At 69.4% G+C, this 15,592-nt stretch carries 11 protein-coding genes and 1 tRNA gene; 8 read left to right on the top strand and 4 right to left on the bottom strand.

The annotated features are described in order from the left end of the window. Nucleotides 1-261 precede the first annotated feature (261 nt). The 3 genes from P1P75_RS31120 (at nucleotide 262) to P1P75_RS31130 (ending at nucleotide 4,481) form a co-directional block, all read left to right on the top strand. Nucleotides 262-999, top strand: a complete 738-nt coding sequence (locus P1P75_RS31120; protein WP_319261779.1) for an ABC transporter ATP-binding protein — start codon at nucleotides 262-264, stop codon at nucleotides 997-999. Further along, nucleotides 996-3,860 carry an ABC transporter permease gene (locus tag P1P75_RS31125; RefSeq protein ID WP_319261781.1) on the top strand — a complete coding sequence of 955 codons (2,865 nt, stop codon included), beginning with the start codon at nucleotides 996-998 and terminating at the stop codon, nucleotides 3,858-3,860. The genes P1P75_RS31120 and P1P75_RS31125 overlap by 4 nt, the downstream gene beginning before the upstream one ends. Nucleotides 3,861-4,067: 207 nt before the next feature. Further along, complete coding sequence (locus tag P1P75_RS31130) at nucleotides 4,068-4,481, top strand: GNAT family N-acetyltransferase (protein WP_319261785.1); 414 nt, start codon at nucleotides 4,068-4,070, stop codon at nucleotides 4,479-4,481. 324 nt (nucleotides 4,482-4,805) lie between these two features. Here P1P75_RS31130 and P1P75_RS31135 read toward each other — a convergent pair. Continuing rightward, a tRNA-Gly gene (locus P1P75_RS31135) sits at nucleotides 4,806-4,879 on the bottom strand. A gap of 578 nt (nucleotides 4,880-5,457) precedes the next feature. Between P1P75_RS31135 and dcd the strand changes: the two genes are divergently transcribed. Together dcd and P1P75_RS31145 are read left to right on the top strand one after the other, a co-directional pair. Continuing rightward, a complete protein-coding gene (gene dcd / locus P1P75_RS31140; RefSeq protein ID WP_086772735.1) occupies nucleotides 5,458-6,033 on the top strand; it encodes a dCTP deaminase in 576 nt (191 codons plus the stop codon). A 7-nt stretch (nucleotides 6,034-6,040) separates the two neighbouring features. After that, entirely contained in the window at nucleotides 6,041-6,550 is a 510-nt protein-coding gene (locus tag P1P75_RS31145; RefSeq protein WP_319261787.1) for a phosphoribosyltransferase, read from the top strand. Between the two features lie 126 nt (nucleotides 6,551-6,676). On the opposite strand, the gene P1P75_RS31150 is transcribed toward P1P75_RS31145, so the two are convergent. Then, nucleotides 6,677-7,432 (bottom strand): hypothetical protein, encoded by a 756-nt coding sequence (locus P1P75_RS31150; RefSeq protein WP_319261789.1) that lies wholly within the window; start codon nucleotides 7,430-7,432, stop codon nucleotides 6,677-6,679. Between the two features lie 380 nt (nucleotides 7,433-7,812). Between P1P75_RS31150 and P1P75_RS31155 the strand changes: the two genes are divergently transcribed. Next, nucleotides 7,813-9,186 (top strand): phosphatase PAP2 family protein, encoded by a 1,374-nt coding sequence (locus P1P75_RS31155; protein WP_319261802.1) that lies wholly within the window; start codon nucleotides 7,813-7,815, stop codon nucleotides 9,184-9,186. A gap of 115 nt (nucleotides 9,187-9,301) precedes the next feature. Here P1P75_RS31155 and P1P75_RS31160 read toward each other — a convergent pair whose 3' ends face one another. Together P1P75_RS31160 and P1P75_RS31165 are read right to left on the bottom strand one after the other, a co-directional pair. Next, nucleotides 9,302-10,264: a Yip1 family protein gene (locus tag P1P75_RS31160; RefSeq protein ID WP_319261791.1), complete on the bottom strand. Its 963-nt coding sequence runs from the start codon at nucleotides 10,262-10,264 to the stop codon at nucleotides 9,302-9,304. Nucleotides 10,265-10,419: 155 nt separating this feature from the next. Further along, nucleotides 10,420-12,735: a heterodisulfide reductase-related iron-sulfur binding cluster gene (locus tag P1P75_RS31165; protein ID WP_319261793.1), complete on the bottom strand. Its 2,316-nt coding sequence runs from the start codon at nucleotides 12,733-12,735 to the stop codon at nucleotides 10,420-10,422. 240 nt (nucleotides 12,736-12,975) lie between these two features. On the opposite strand from P1P75_RS31165, the gene P1P75_RS31170 reads away from it, so the two are divergent. Together P1P75_RS31170 and dnaK are read left to right on the top strand one after the other, a co-directional pair. Next, the gene (locus P1P75_RS31170; RefSeq protein ID WP_319261797.1) at nucleotides 12,976-14,223 is read left to right on the top strand and encodes an MraY family glycosyltransferase; all 1,248 of its coding nucleotides are present in this window, start codon (nucleotides 12,976-12,978) and stop codon (nucleotides 14,221-14,223) included. A gap of 95 nt (nucleotides 14,224-14,318) precedes the next feature. After that, nucleotides 14,319-15,592: molecular chaperone DnaK (gene dnaK / locus P1P75_RS31175; protein WP_319261799.1), on the top strand; the 1,274-nt coding region annotated here is incomplete at its 3' end.

The raw sequence follows: 15,592 nt of genomic DNA on the forward strand, positions 1-15,592 counted from the left end.
GGGCGGACATCACGGGCGGGGGCCGGGGCAGAGGAGGCCGCACGCCACCGCCCGTGATGTCCGCCCTTCACGACCGGCCCTGAGCACCCGAACGACCGGATCCACAGGGCCGACCGAGTCCACCGGCTCCACCCGACCCACCCGTACCACCTGAAGACCGCGAACCACCCGACCAGACCCATACCGTACGCACGGCGCCGCCGACGACCGTCCGTCGCACTGACGTCCGGCCGTTCGTCGGCGTACGCCCGAGGGGGAACCATGTCCACACAGCAGCAGCCCGTGCTGCGTCTGCAGAGCCTGACCCGCGTCCACGGCTCCGGCGCCACCGAGGTGCACGCCCTGCGCGGCATCGACCTCGACGTCCACCCCGGTGAACTCGTCGCCGTCATGGGCCCGTCGGGCTCCGGCAAGTCCACCCTGCTCACCATTGCCGGCGGCCTCGACACCCCCACCTCCGGGCAGGTCTTCGTCGAGGGCACCGACGTCACCTCCCTCGGCATCAAGGGGCTAGCCGCCCTGCGCCGCCGCAGCATCGGCTACGTCTTCCAGGACTACAACCTCATCCCGGCCCTCACCGCCGCCGAGAACGTGGCCCTGCCCCGCGAACTGGACGGCATATCGGCCCGCAAGGCCCGCACCGAGGCCCTCGCCGCCCTCGCCGAGATGGACCTCGGCCATCTCGCCGACCGGTTCCCCGACGAGATGTCCGGCGGCCAGCAGCAGCGCGTGGCCATCGCCCGCGCCCTCATCGGCGACCGCCGGCTCGTCCTCGCCGACGAGCCAACCGGCGCCCTCGACTCCGAGACCGGCGAGTCCGTGCTGGCCCTGCTGCGCTCCCGCTGCGACGCCGGAGCCGCCGGCATCATGGTCACCCACGAGCCGCGGTTCGCCGCCTGGGCCGACCGGGTCGTCTTCCTGCGGGACGGCGCCGTCGTCGACCAGACCGTACGCAGCGACGCCGAGTCGCTCCTGACCGGCCGGGCGGCCCAGCGGTGACGACCTGGTTCCACTCCTGGCGGGCCGCGGTCCGCATCGCCCGCCGTGACGCCTGGCGCTCCAAGGGCCGCAGTTTCCTCGTCCTCGCCATGATCGCGCTGCCGATCCTGGGTGTGAGCGCCCTGGACCTGACCGTGCGCAGCGCCGAACTCACCCCCGCCCAGCGGATGGAGCGCACCCTGGGTGCCGCCGACGCTCGCTTCTCCGACGCCGGGACGGGCGGCGTGGCCATCCTGCAGGACCCCAGCGGCGAGCAGCACACCCCGGCCGGGGACTACGACTCGCCGGGCAAGTCCTGGCCCGACGGCCCGACCGATGTCACCAAGACCATCCCGGCCGGTTCGACGGTGTTGACCGACAGCAGGGGCAGCGCCAAGCTGACCACCAGGCACGGTCTGCTCCAGGCCGAGGTCCGTGAGCTGGCCGCCGCCGATCCCGTCGCCCGGGGCGTCATGCGGCTGCAGGAGGGCCGCTTCCCTGAGGAGAACGACGAGATCGCCGCGACCACCCGGTTCCTGGAGAGCAGCGGGCTGTCCGTCGGCTCGACCCTCACCGCCCGCGGCTTCGACCGTACCTATGTGATCAGCGGCTCGTACGAGCTGCCCAGCGACCTCACGGCACAGCAGGTCAACGCCCTGCCGGGGGCCTTCCTCGCGCCGTACGCCAAGGCGGTCGAGAAGGCCGGACTGCCGAAGCCCGACGTCTCCACCACCTACCTGGTGAAGAAGTCCGGTGGTTTCACGTGGAACACGGTCCAGGCGATCAACGCCAAGGGTGTCCTGATCACCTCGCGCGCCGTGACCCTCGACCCGCCCGCCAACTCCGAGGTGCCGCTCTACCAGAAGGAAGGATGGGCCAACTACGAGAGCAGCGGGGCCGCCGACGCCGCCGCGCTCGCCGCCGTGGGCACGGTCGTCGGCCTGGCGATGCTGGAGATCTGCCTGCTCGCCGGTCCCGCCTTCGCCGTCGGTGCCCGTCGTTCCCGCCGCCAGCTGGGCCTCGTCGGCGCCAACGGCGGTGCCCGTAGCCACATCCGGGCCATCATGCTGAGCGGCGGCCTCGTCATCGGCGTCGCGGCAGCCCTGGTCGGTACGGTCCTCGCCCTGATCCTGACCTTCGCCCTCCGGCCGCTCATCGAGGACTACATGGGGCAGCGGTTCGGCGGCTTCACCGTAAAGCCGCTGGAACTGCTCGCCATCGCCGCGCTCGCCGTCCTCACCGGCCTGCTCTCCGCGATCGTCCCGGCCGTCACCGCCTCCCGGCAGACCGTCCTGGCCTCCCTCACCGGCCGTCGCGGCGTGCGCCGCAGCAACCGCGTGCTGCCGCTGATCGGCCTCGGCGCCGTCCTGCTCGGCGCGGCCATCGCCCTGTACGGTTCGGTCGTCTCCGACCAGTTCGTCCTGGTCGCGGGTGGCTCGGCCATCGCCGAGCTGGGTGTGGTCGCCATGACGCCCGCCCTGGTCGGCCTGTTCGGCCGGGCCGGCCGCTGGCTGCCGCTCTCGCCGCGCCTCGCCCTGCGGGACGCCGTCCGCAACCGGGGCCGTACGGCACCCGCTGTCGCCGCCGTCCTGGCTGCCGTCGCGGGTACCGTCGCCGTCTCGACGTACGCCGCGAGCAGCGACGCCCAGAGTCTGGCCGAGTACCGGGCCAGCCTGCCGCACGGGGCCGTCGCCGCGCTCGTCACCGAGGAGGGCGGCCGGGACGTTCCCGAGGTCCGCGACGCCGTGCAGCGGACGCTGCCCGTCGACGTCCGCGCCGACGTGTTCCGGATCGCCGTCGGCAAGCCCGGCTGCGCCCCGTATGGCGAGGGCGAGGGCTGTGGCCGCTTCGAGGTCGTCACCCCGCCGGCCAACGAGTGCCCGCTGTGGGTCAGCACCCCCGACGGCTCCGACCCGGCGGAGAAGTACACCAAGGAGCAGCGGCGCGCGCTCGCCAAGGACTGGCGCTGCCTCTCGCGCGACGGCAACGGCGTCTACGTCGACGGCGGTCTCCTCATCGCCGACGCCCCGCTCCTGAAGGTTCTCGGCATCGACGACCCGGGCGCGGCCAAGGCCCTCGCCGACGGAAAGCTCCTCAGCTTCCACAAGCCCCAGGTCGACAGGAACGGCACCGTCGGCATCAAGCTGATCACCGACCTGAAGGCCGCCGACCGCGCCGCCGAGCAGAACAAGCCGGTCCCGGGCGAGCTGAAGTCCTTCCCCGCCTACCAGGTGGCCGGCTCGCCCGACGCCTACGGACTGCAGAGCGTGCTCAGCCCCGCCGTCGCCAAGGCCGCCGGGCTGACCACCGTCCCCCTCGGCGCCTACTTCACCACCGACCGGATGCCCAGCACGGAGGAGCGGCAGAAGCTCGACGCCGAGATCGCCAAGCTCGGCAGCAACGTCGAGCTGACCGTGGAGCAGGGCTGGGTCGACGAGAACGGGCTCGTCCTGCTCGCGCTGACTGTCTTCGCCGGCCTGGTCACCATCGGTGCGGCCGGCATCGCCACCGGTCTCGCCCAGGCCGACGCGGAGGCCGATCTCAAGACGCTCGCCGCGGTCGGCGCCCCGCCCCGGGTGCGCCGCACGCTCAGCGGCTTCCAGTGCGGTGTGGTCGCCGCGATGGGTGTGGTCCTCGGCTCGGCGGCGGGTGTCCTGCCCGCGGTCGGGCTGCGGCTCACCGAGGAGCGGGAGCAGATGCGCTTCTACCAGGAGGCTCTCGACAATGGCTGGGGCGGCGGCGACGCCCCGCCGTACGTGCCGATCGTCGTCCCCTGGGAGACGCTCGCCGCCCTCTTGGTGGCCGTGCCCCTCGGCGCCGCCCTGCTGGCCGCGCTGGTGACCCGCTCGCGCGGGGCGCTGGCCCGCCGCGCCGCGCACTGAGCCTCCGTTGCCGGACCGTGCCCCTGGACGAGGCTGGATCACCCTCGTCCAGGGGCACACCGTGCGGGAAAGCATGCGTGCGAGAGAACGGCGGCATGGAGATGCCGAGGAATGACAGGTCGCAGGAGAGCCCTCAGGTCCTCATCGTGGGCCAGGACGGGATGCCGCTCGGCGGCACCAACTGACGAGCACCTGTACGCGCCGCTGGTGCTGCACCACCACGACATTGAGACCGGCCAACTCGCGGGCGCCGCACTGACCTGCCGGTCACGGGTGGCTGTCGGCATGACGATGATGCGACGGCCGGAGTACGCGCCCGTCATGGACCGGCACAGCGAACTTGACCTCATGGCCGTGGCCCCGGCCTTCCGAGGACGGGGTGTCGGGAGCGCGCTGGTCCGTGCAATGGAGGACCGGCTGAGGGAGCGGGGCGTACGAATCTGGTTCGGCAACGCCACCCACGATCTTGAAACCGCGCGGCTCCGCGAGTCCTACACCCGGCATGGTTTAACCGTTCTCCCGGACAGCCAGCCGCTGCCCGACCTGCTGGGCCGGTCGTGGGTGCTCCCTACCGCCGAACAGCCCGCATTCCACTTCTACAAGCAGATCATGAAGGGATGAGGCTGTGGATTGGGCTCTCCCGTTCCCGGGCTCGTCGGCGCGTCGGCGCGTTGGCCGGCGCGGCGGCTACGTATGGCGGCACCCGCCAGGCACAGAACAAGGCGTTGGCAGACGCCAGCTTCGCGTACGCGACTCAAGGGTGACCCAGGTCACATGAAATGCGTCTGAGGGTTCGAGACGTTCGGCGTCTGCGATTCCCGCAGTGACGTCTGAGCGTCACGGAAAGGGCGCCCCATCTGCATTTAGGGCACGCGGAGGGCGCGCGACCGCCAAATCCGACTAGGCAATAAACAAACCCCAGGCGACTGGCCTGGGGTTTCATTCTGGAGCGGGTGACGAGAATCGAACTCGCGCTCTCAGCTTGGGAAGCTGATGTTCTACCATTAAACTACACCCGCGTAAGACGCCGTTAGATTGGTGTCTGATCGCGCGGTAACTCTACCTCATCCCTGGCCCCCGGCGCTGAAGCCCTGGGGGCCGAGTGCGTTTCGGGGGAGGGGATCCGGGTGCTTGGGGCTGGAGTTGGGGCGTACGGTGGAGGCGTGGGGGAGGGGCCTGGTGTGGTCGGAGTGCCGCCTGGAGGGTCGTCTCGTTCGTCCCGTAATGTGGCCTTTCGTCGTCCGGCGAGCAGCAGTCGGACGCGGCTCTTGGGGAAGGGACTCTAGGACTTGATGGAGCGCACCGTCGTCCGTTGTGCCGATGGGCACGTGTTCAGCACCACTTCGTTCCCGATGCAGCAGGCCGAGCGGCTCGGTCCCGGACGGCTCGTCCGGTGTCCTCGCTGTGCCCGGCTCCGCAATGCGGTACCGGTGGCCCTCGTGAAGCAATGAAGCGGTGAAGCGGTAACAAGCAGCGAGCGGCACCAATAGCAGCAACGGCAGCAACAGCGGCAACAAGACAACAGCGGCAACAGTGGCCTGGCGCGCGGAACCGTCCTGATGGTGGTCGGTCCGCGCGCCTTGCGTATCCTCGGGGCGTGCTTCTCTCAGACAAGGACATCCGGGCCGAGATCGAATCCGGGCGGGTCCGGATCGATCCCTACGACGAATCCATGGTGCAGCCGTCCAGTGTCGACGTGCGCCTCGACCGCTACTTCCGGGTGTTCGAGAACCACCGGTACCCCCACATCGATCCCTCGGTCGAGCAGGCGGACCTCACGCGGCTGGTGGAACCGGAGGGTGACGAGCCGTTCATCCTGCACCCCGGGGAGTTCGTCCTCGCCTCCACCTACGAGGTCATCAGCCTCCCCGATGATCTCGCCTCCCGGCTGGAAGGGAAGAGTTCCCTCGGCCGGCTCGGCCTCGTCACGCACTCCACCGCCGGTTTCATCGACCCCGGCTTCTCCGGACACGTCACGCTCGAGCTGTCCAACCTCGCCACCCTGCCCATCAAGCTCTGGCCGGGCATGAAGATCGGGCAGTTGTGCCTGTTCCGGCTCAGCTCCCCCGCCGAGCACCCGTACGGCAGCGAGCGGTACGGGTCCCGGTATCAGGGGCAGCGGGGGCCGACCGCCTCCCGCTCCTTCCTCAACTTCCACCGGACCCAGGTCTGAGCGGCGTATGAGCGACGCACGGGAGAACCTCAGCTACGAGCGGTTCGGCGTCGCCGTCCGTGAACTCGCCCAGAGCATCGTCGACGACGGCTACGAGCCGGACATCGTGCTCAGCATCGCGCGCGGCGGGGTCTTCGTCGCCGGAGGGCTCGCGTACGCCCTCGACTGCAAGAACCTCCACCTGGTGAACGTCGAGTTCTATACGGGCGTGGGCACGACCCTCGAGATGCCCGTCATGCTCGCGCCCGTGCCCAACGCGATCGACTTCTCCGACAAGAAGGTACTGATCACCGACGACGTCGCCGACACCGGCAAGACGCTCAAGCTGGTGCGGGACTTCTGCCTCGACGCCGTCGCCGAGGTCCGCAGCGCCGTGATCTACGAGAAGTCCCACTCCCTCGTGAAGTGCGAGTACGTCTGGAAGCGCACCGACGACTGGATCAACTTCCCGTGGAGTGTTCTGCCCGTGGTGCGCAAGTCGGGCGAGCCGGTCACGCCGTCCAGGGAAGCGCTCTGACCTGCGGGGGATTCCCGCGCACGCGGCGTTACGGGTCGGGCCAGGGGCAGGGGCCGGCCCAGAAGTCGGGCCAGGGCCCCGGCCGTTCGACGAGGGGGCCTCGGTGCTGTCGCGAGCGCGCGTCAGCTACTCGGGTGCGCTCACCGGCACCGGGGCCCCGAAGTTCTGGAACGTCACGACGTTGCGCGCCGACTTGCCGGCCATCTCCAGCACCTGCTCGAAGCGCACGACTCGGCCGGATTCGTTGACCCACACGTCACAGGCGAAATCCTCGGTGCCCGTGGCACGCATCCTGTCGTACAGGCGGCGGTCCACCGTCCGGAGCTGGTCCTGGGTGACGTTCCCGGAGAGCCGGTACGCCGGGGCACCGCCCACCTTCTCCGTCCCCTTTCGAACCTCCGGGCCGAGGTCCAGGAGCAGCTGCGCGTAGGCACCGTAGTCGGCCAGGCCCGCGGCTGAGGAGTCCCGGCCCATACGCTGCCACTCCCCGGCTGCTCCGTCGTCCAGGGTCCGCGTGTAGGTGGCGTCCTCCAACAGGATCGTCTCCGTGCTGAACGCCTGGTTCTCCGGGACGCTGTCGGAGGTTTCCAAGGTGATTCTGCCCGTAGGGGCCGGTCCGTTGAAGTTCATCCGGCCGGACATGACGACCCCCAGAATGGAGCCCGTATAGGTCTCCGTCCTGATCTCGGCCGAGTAACGTGCCGGATCGGCGTTCTTGAGTGCCGCCTCGACTTCGAAGGCACTCTCGGGCGCCGGTGTGGCCGATGCTTCGTTCTTCGCCGTAGGTGCGGGTGCGGGTGCTGCGTCGGTCTCCCCCGTGCCGCAGCCACTCAGCAGGACGGCGGCGGCGATACCGGCCGCCGTGGTGGCCAATTGGCGCATGACAGGGGTCCTCCTCGATCGGCCGGCAGGTCACCGAGTCTGTCATGGGCACAGCGAGAAGATCGACTCACGTCATGAGCCAACCGCGGTCGGCCTCACGGCCTCTCAGTGTGTAGGGGGAGCGTTTACGCATTCGGCCGGGGGGCTTAACCCGTTCTTAGCGCGCAGCTAACATGTTCGAACTCGCGATGAACGCCCTTATCAACCCCTTCTGGGCCAGCAAGACGCGCCATTTAGCGTAAAAAGTAACCTACCTCTCAAAAACTACTAAATCGGTCAGATAATTGATACCTATAGCGTCGCGGGTGTTTTCGCGAATAAAAGGCAGAAACGGGCACTCCTCGTGGCGTCAGCCTCGGGTGATCGTGTGGGCCGCGGGCATGATCGTGGGCCTCGGATTCCTCATCGCGCTGGAGTTCGTGGCGCGTCGTCTCGGCCTGCCGGGGCCGCTGACCACGCAGGCGCGGGAAGTGATCTTCCCGCCCAAGTCGGGCGGCCTGCTGTACGCAGCCATGGCGTTGATGATGGTGGTGCTCACCTGGCGGCAACGGTTCATCGCCCTCGGCGCCGCCATCGGTATCGATCTGTGCTTCCTGTCGGTCCGGTGGGTGGCCGACATCGAGGTGACGGAAGGCCACCCCTTCGGCAACGGCGCCCTGTGGGTGACACTCGGCTGCGCGGTCATCGCCGTCACCCGCCGCACCGGCCGGGAACGCTCGCTGTTGCTCAAGGGTGCCGGGCTGGCTCTGCTGCTGATGGCCGGCCGCAAGACCGGTGACACCTGGCTGCTCATCACCTCCGAGACCCGGCCGCTCGTGCTCGACCAGTACGTGGCGACCGCCGACCACGCGCTGGGTGACCCCTCGTGGGTGGTCGGCCGGCTGGTGACGGCTTGCGGACCGATCGGCTTCAACTTCCTCGACTTCGTCTACGGCCAGCTCCCGGTCGCCGCGGTCGTCGTCGCGCTGTACCAACTGCGCCACGTGGTGGTCGAGCGCCGCTTCCCCCGCCACCACCTGGTGCGCACCTTCCTGCTGATCGGCCTCATCGGTCCGGCCTTCTACATGATCTACCCGGTGGTCGGACCGATCTTCGCCTACGGCACGGGCGCCGAGCACTGGGCGGACGTCAGCCTGTGGGCGCCGGACATGCCGTCCAGCAAGCCCTGGGCCGTGGCCGACCTGTGGCCGCAGACACCGCCGCCGCTCCAGACCCCGGCCCACATGCCCTTCGACGAGATCACCCCGCGCAACTGCATGCCCAGCCTGCACACGGCGTGGGCCACGGCGATCTTCATCCATACGCGGAAGGGCCCGCGCGCTCTGCGGTTCGCGGGCGCCTTCTGGCTGATCGCCACGCTCTGCGCGACGCTGGGATTCGGCTACCACTACGGCGTGGACCTCGTCGCCGGAGTCGTGTTCACGCTCACCATCGAGGCGGCTCTGCGCTCGTTCGACCACGGCTGGGACCGGTCGGGACTCCGGTTGACCGCCTACGGCGCGACGGTGTTCACCGCGCTCCTGCTGTCGTATCGCTTTCTGCCGTCGGAGATGGCCGAGCACCGGTGGGCGTCCGGACCGCTTCTCCTGCTCGCGATGGGCTCGGTGATCTACGGCTATGTACGGACGACCACACAGTGGGAAGGGCAAGCGGGGACGACAGCGGCGCGGAAACCGGCACCCTCACCCTCACCGGCACCCGTACCCGCCCCGGCAGCGGATTCAGAAGCGGAATCAGCACCCGAACTGATCTGAACCGGGGGGCGCCCCCCGGGACGAGGGAGGGCCAGGAAGGACGAGGAAAGCCCCCGGCATTCACGCCGGGGGCTCACCCTTCTGTCGGTTCCGTCGGTTCTGTCGGTGCCGAGGATCAGAACGTGCCCAGCTTCACGATCGACAGGATCGCGATCAGCTGGATCGCCGACGCGCCCAGAGCCTTCGGCCAGGGCAGGTCGTGGGAGCGGCTGACCATGAGGGTGAGGAGGGCGCCGGCGGCGACCCAGGTGGCCCAGCCGAGCAGCTGCACGAACGACGCGTCGCCGCCCGCGAACATCGCGACGATCAGGCGCGGGGTGTCCGTGAGGGACATGATCAGCATGGAGAGGCCGACCGTGGGCTGCCAGGCGCCGTCGCCGCCGAGCTGACGGGCCAGGCTGTGGGTGACGACGCCCAGGATGAAGGTGCTGATCACCATCGCCACGGCCGTCGTCAGGACGATCGGGATCGCGTTCGACAGCGTCGCGTTGATCGTGTCCTGGCGCGTGTCGTCGAAGCCGAACACCGCGAGCAGGCCGTAGAGGAAGGTGACGACGAGGGCGGGGCCCCACATCGTGTAGTCCCGCATCCGCAGGAAGGTCTGGTTGGGGGAGAGTACGACGCCCCGCAGCAGTTCCTTCCAGTGCAGGCGCGGACCGGTCGGGCCCGCCGGGGCCGCGGCGCCCGCGTGGTAGGTCTCTCCCTGGTTGTACTGCTGGTGGTCGTCGATCGAGAACGCCTGGGTGTGACCCGGGCTGTTCGCGGCGTACGGGTCGTGCGGGGGTGCGCCGTAGGGGTCGTCGCCGCCGAAGTACTCCGGCTCACCGCCACCCTGGCCCCCGCCGTTCCTCGGCGGCCACTGCTGCCCCCCGCCGCAGCAGCGGCCGCAGTGCGGCGGCGGCCCCTGGGGCCTCTGCTGCCCGTGGGGAGGGTTATGGGGTCGCGCTTGCGGGGCGCGGCCGTCCCGGCCGCCACGTCCGATCCTGAATCCAGCCACGTCATCGAACGTACCTGGTCCCGGAGAGTGACGTGCGCGGCCCGGCCCTGTGGGAGCGGCTTTGCGGCCGACCTGTGACATCCCCTAAGGGGAGACCCGTACGACCGTCCGGGGGACCCGCGAGGGTGCGGACCGGCACGACGACGCCCCCTGTCCGCGCGGAACAGCGCGGGACAGGGGGCGTCGGCAACGGGCCGTCGCCGGCGGTCACTTCACCCGCCGTCACTCACCCGCCGCTACTTCACCGGCTGGGGCTCCGGCTCGTTCTCCGACTCGGCAGCACCCGCGGGGGGTTCGTCGTCGACCGGGGTCTTGACGGAGTCGAGGAGGAGCTGGGCGACGTCCACGACCTGGATGGACTCCTTTGCCTGGCCGCCCGCGGCGGAGCCGCTACCGGCTTCGGCCTTCTTGCCGTTCACGGAGTCCGTGAGCATGACGAGGCAGAACGGGCAGGCGGTGGAGACGATGTCCGGGTTGAGGGAGAGGGCCTCGTCGACGCGCTCGTTGTTGATGCGCTTGCCGATCCGCTCCTCCATCCACATCCGCGCGCCGCCGGCGCCGCAGCAGAAGCCGCGTTCCTTGTGGCGGTGCATCTCCTGCTGGCGCAGGCCGGGCACCGCGGACATGATCTCCCGCGGCGGCGAGTAGATCTTGTTGTGGCGGCCCAGGTAGCAGGGGTCGTGGTACGTGACGAGGCCGTCGACCGGGGTCACCGGGATCAGCTTGCCCTCGTCGATGAGGTGCTGGAGCAGCTGGGTGTGGTGGATGACCTCGTAGTCGCCGCCGAGCTGCGGGTACTCGTTGCCGATGGTGTTGAGGCAGTGCGGGCAGGTGGCGACGATCTTCTTCGCCGAGCGCGGCTTGCGGGACTCGTCGGTGACCTTGCCGTCGTCGTCGGTCTCCTCGCCGAACGCCATGTTCAGCGCCATGACGTTCTCCATGCCGAGCTCCTGGAACAGGGGCTCGTTGCCGAGGCGGCGGGCGGAGTCACCGGTGCACTTCTCGTCGCCGCCCATGATCGCGAACTTGACGCCCGCGATGTGGAGGAGTTCGGCGAAGGCCTTGGTGGTCTTCTTGGCGCGGTCCTCGAGGGCGCCGGCGCAGCCGACCCAGTACAGGTACTCGACCTCGGAGAGGTCCTCGATGTCCTTGCCGACGACGGGCACCTCGAAGTCGACTTCCTTCGTCCACTCCAGGCGCTGCTTCTTGGCCAGGCCCCAGGGGTTGCCCTTCTTCTCCAGGTTCTTGAGCATGGTGCCCGCCTCGGACGGGAACGACGACTCGATCATCACCTGGTAGCGGCGCATGTCGACGATGTGGTCGACGTGCTCGATGTCGACCGGGCACTGCTCGACGCAGGCGCCGCAGGTGGTGCAGGACCACAGGACGTCCGGGTCGATGACGCCGTTCTCTTCTAGGGTGCCGATCAGCGGGCGCTCGGCCTCCGCCAGCGCCGCCGCGGGGACGCCCGCCAGCTGCTCCTCGGAGGCCTTCTCCTCGCCCTCCATGGTCTTGCCGCCGCCGGCCAGCAGGTACGGGGCCTTGGCGTGCGCGTGGTCGCGCAGGGACATGATCAGGAGCTTCGGGGAGAGCGGCTTGCCGGTGTTCCAGGCGGGGCACTGGGACTGGCAGCGCCCGCACTCGGTGCAGGTGGAGAAGTCCAGCAGGCCCTTCCAGGAGAACTGCTCGACCTGGGAGACGCCGAACACGTCGTCGTCGCCGGGGTCGGTGAAGTCGATCGGCTTGCCGCCGGACGTCATCGGCTGGAGGGCGCCGAGGGCCGTACCGCCGGTCGCCTCGCGCTTGAACCAGATGTTGGGGAAGGCGAGGAAGCGGTGCCAGGCGACACCCATGTTGGTGTTCAGCGAGACGACGATCATCCAGACGAAGGACGTCCCGATCTTGATCATCGCGGTGAGGTAGACGAGGTTCTGGAGCGTGCCGACCGACAGGTCCTTGAAGGCGAGGACCAGGGGGTACGAGGCGAAGTAGCCGGCCTCGTAGTGCTCGACGTGGTGGAGCGCGCCCTCGAGGCCGCGCAGCACGTAGATGGCGAGGCCGATGGTGAGGATGACGTACTCGACGAAGTACGCCTGACCGGCCTTCGAGCCCGCGAAGCGGGACTTGCGGCCGGGCCGCGAGGGCAGGCTCAGCAGGCGGATGACGATGAGTACGGCGATGCCGAGGATCGTCATCACGCCGATGAACTCGATGTACAGCTCGAACGGCAGGAACTCACCGATGACCGGCAGCGTCCAGTCGGCCTGGAAGAGCTGGCCGAACGCCTGCGCCAGGGTGGGCGGCAGCGTCAGGAAGCCGACGGCCACGAACCAGTGGGCGAAACCGACGATGCCCCAGCGGTTCATGCGCGTATGGCCGAGGAACTCGCGTACGAGTGTCACGCTGCGCTGATAGGGGTTGTCGGTCCGGGTGCCGGCCGGGACCGGCTGGCCCAGCTTGAAATACCGGACGAACTGGCCGATGGCGCGGGCGAGCAGGGCGACGCCGACCACGGTCAGGGCCAGCGACACGATGATCGCGGCGAGTTGCATGGGGGCTCCTCGGGCCTGCGAGGTTTGTGGGGTTTCGTCGGCGGCGCCGACATTACTAAGCGGTAACTTATGCAGTCCGTCTGAGACTACCCCTATCTTCTGCCGCACTGTAGCCGGGCGCGGAGTGATCTGGATCGCTGAGGGTCACCTCAGGGGCGGTGCCGGAAGGAGGGGGAAATCTGACCGCGCCCGGCCGTGTTATTCGTACCAAATTGATACATTTATGACTAATTTATATCCGTGCTCTACGGGATCGTCGCCGCCACCACCGCCCTGCTCCTCGCCGCCGTTCTCGCCGCGCTGCTGCGCGCCCCCGCCCTGCGCCTCGGACTGCTCGACCGGCGGCAGCGGCAGCGACGCGTGCCGCTGTCCGGGGGAGCCGCCGTCGTCCTCGCCACCTGCCTCGTGGTCGTCGCCGGCGACCGGACCGGCTTCGCGCCGCTCGGCGAGGGCATGGGCGCGCTGCTCGTCGCCGGCGCCGTCGTCGCCGCCCTCGGCCTGGTCGCGGACGCCTGGCGGCTCAAGACCCGGTTCCTCCTCGCCGGTACGGCCGTGGCGGCGGCCTTCGTCGTCCCGTACGGCGACACCGGTGTGCCCGCCGGGGTCGCCGCCGCCGGCTGGATCGCCTGCGTCGCCCTCGCCTTCCGGGCGCTCGACCACGCCGACGGAGTGGTCGGCACCGTCGGCGTGGTCACCGCCTTCGGGGTGGCCGCCTGCGCCGCGGCTGAGGTGATGGACGGTCTCGCCGTGCTGTTGAGCGTCCTCGCCGCCGCGCTGACCGGCTTCCTGATGCACAACTGGCCCCCCGCGCGCGTGGGGATCGGCGGCTGCGGTGCGATGTTCACCGGCTTCCTGCTCGCCGCCGCGGCCGTCACCACGCGCGCGGGCCAGGACGCGGTGACCGGTGCGGGGGTGCTGTTCGCGCTCACCGCGGTCGCCGTCGCCGACGCCGCCCTCGTGGTGCTGACCCGGCGCGGCGCCGGACGTCCCCTGCTGCGCCGTGGCCCCGACCATCTCGCCCACCGGCTGCGACGGCTCGGCCTCACGCCCGCGGGGGTGACGGTGGGCGTCGGTGCGGCCGCCTTCGCGGGCGTGCTCATGGGGACACTGGTGCACACCGGGTTGCTGGGCGCGGGAGCCGTGCTGTGGGTGGCGGGGGCCGTGACGGTCGTCGTCCTCGTCCTGTGGCGCGTACGCGCGCGCGTGCCCGCGCAGGGATACGGGGGCCCGGACGCGCGCGTGGGCCGTGAGGCTCGCGTGGGTCGTGCGGCCGGCGGGGCTCGTAGGGCCGGCGTGAGCCGGGAGGGTGCCATGGGCCGTGAGGCCGGCGTGGGCCGGGATGTCTCGCCGCGCCCGCGGCCACGGTCCGGTCGTCACCCCGCGGCCAGGGTGCGGCCCCCTCGCGAGCCGGTGGAATCACCCTTGCGGGCATCCCGGCGTATGGACTCCCCGCAGGTCAGCGGTCCCTTGCGTGTAAGGAACGGATAAGAGTTGAGTCCTCTCGACTCAGGTCTGTTGACCCAGCGGTGAGTCTCGTGCACACTTGAGCCTGTTCCACTCAAGTCAGCTGGAGGAAGATCACCATGGCACGTGCGGTCGGCATCGACCTGGGCACAACCAACTCCGTCGTCAGCGTTCTGGAGGGCGGCGAGCCCACCGTCATCACCAACGCCGAGGGTGCCAGGACCACGCCGTCCGTCGTCGCCTTCGCGAAGAACGGTGAGGTGCTGGTCGGCGAGGTGGCCAAGCGTCAGGCGGTCACCAACGTCGACAGGACCATCCGGTCGGTCAAGCGCCACATGGGCACCGACTGGAAGATCGAGCTCGACGGGAAGAACTTCAACCCGCAGCAGATGAGCGCGTTCATCCTGCAGAAGCTGAAGCGGGACGCCGAGGCCTACCTGGGCGAGAAGGTGACCGACGCGGTCATCACCGTCCCGGCGTACTTCAACGACTCCGAGCGCCAGGCGACGAAGGAAGCCGGTGAGATCGCCGGTCTCAACGTCCTTCGTATCGTCAACGAGCCCACCGCGGCCGCGCTCGCGTACGGCCTCGACAAGGACGACCAGACGATCCTCGTCTTCGACCTCGGTGGCGGCACCTTCGACGTGTCCCTCCTGGAGATCGGTGACGGCGTCGTCGAGGTGAAGGCGACCAACGGCGACAACCACCTCGGTGGTGACGACTGGGACCAGCGTGTCGTCGACTACCTGGTGCAGCAGTTCAAGTCCGGTCACGGCGTGGACCTCGCCAAGGACAAGATGGCTCTCCAGCGCCTCCGTGAGGCCGCCGAGAAGGCCAAGATCGAGCTGTCCTCGTCCACCGAGACCTCGATCAACCTGCCGTACATCACGGCGTCCGCCGAGGGCCCGCTGCACCTGGACGAGAAGCTCACGCGCGCTCAGTTCCAGCAGCTGACCGCGGACCTGCTGGAGCGCTGCAAGACGCCGTTCCACAACGTCATCAAGGACGCCGGCATCAACCTCTCCGAGATCGACCACGTCGTTCTCGTCGGTGGATCCACGCGTATGCCCGCCGTCGCCGAGCTGGTCAAGGAGCTGACGGGCGGCAACGAGGCCAACAAGGGTGTCAACCCGGACGAGGTCGTCGCCATCGGCGCCGTGCTCCAGGCCGGTGTCCTCAAGGGTGAGGTCAAGGACGTCCTGCTCCTCGACGTGACCCCGCTGTCCCTGGGCATCGAGACCAAGGGCGGCATCATGACCAAGCTCATCGAGCGGAACACGACGATCCCGACCAAGCGGTCCGAGATCTTCACCACCGCCGAGGACAACCAGCCCTCCGTGCAGATCCAGGTCTACCAGGGCGAGCGCGAGATCGCGGCGTACAACAAGAAGCT

Origin of the sequence: Streptomyces sp. ID05-39B (genome assembly GCF_033794725.1) — a bacterium.
In the GTDB taxonomy this organism is placed as follows: Bacteria; Actinomycetota; Actinomycetes; order Streptomycetales; family Streptomycetaceae; genus Streptomyces; species Streptomyces bobili.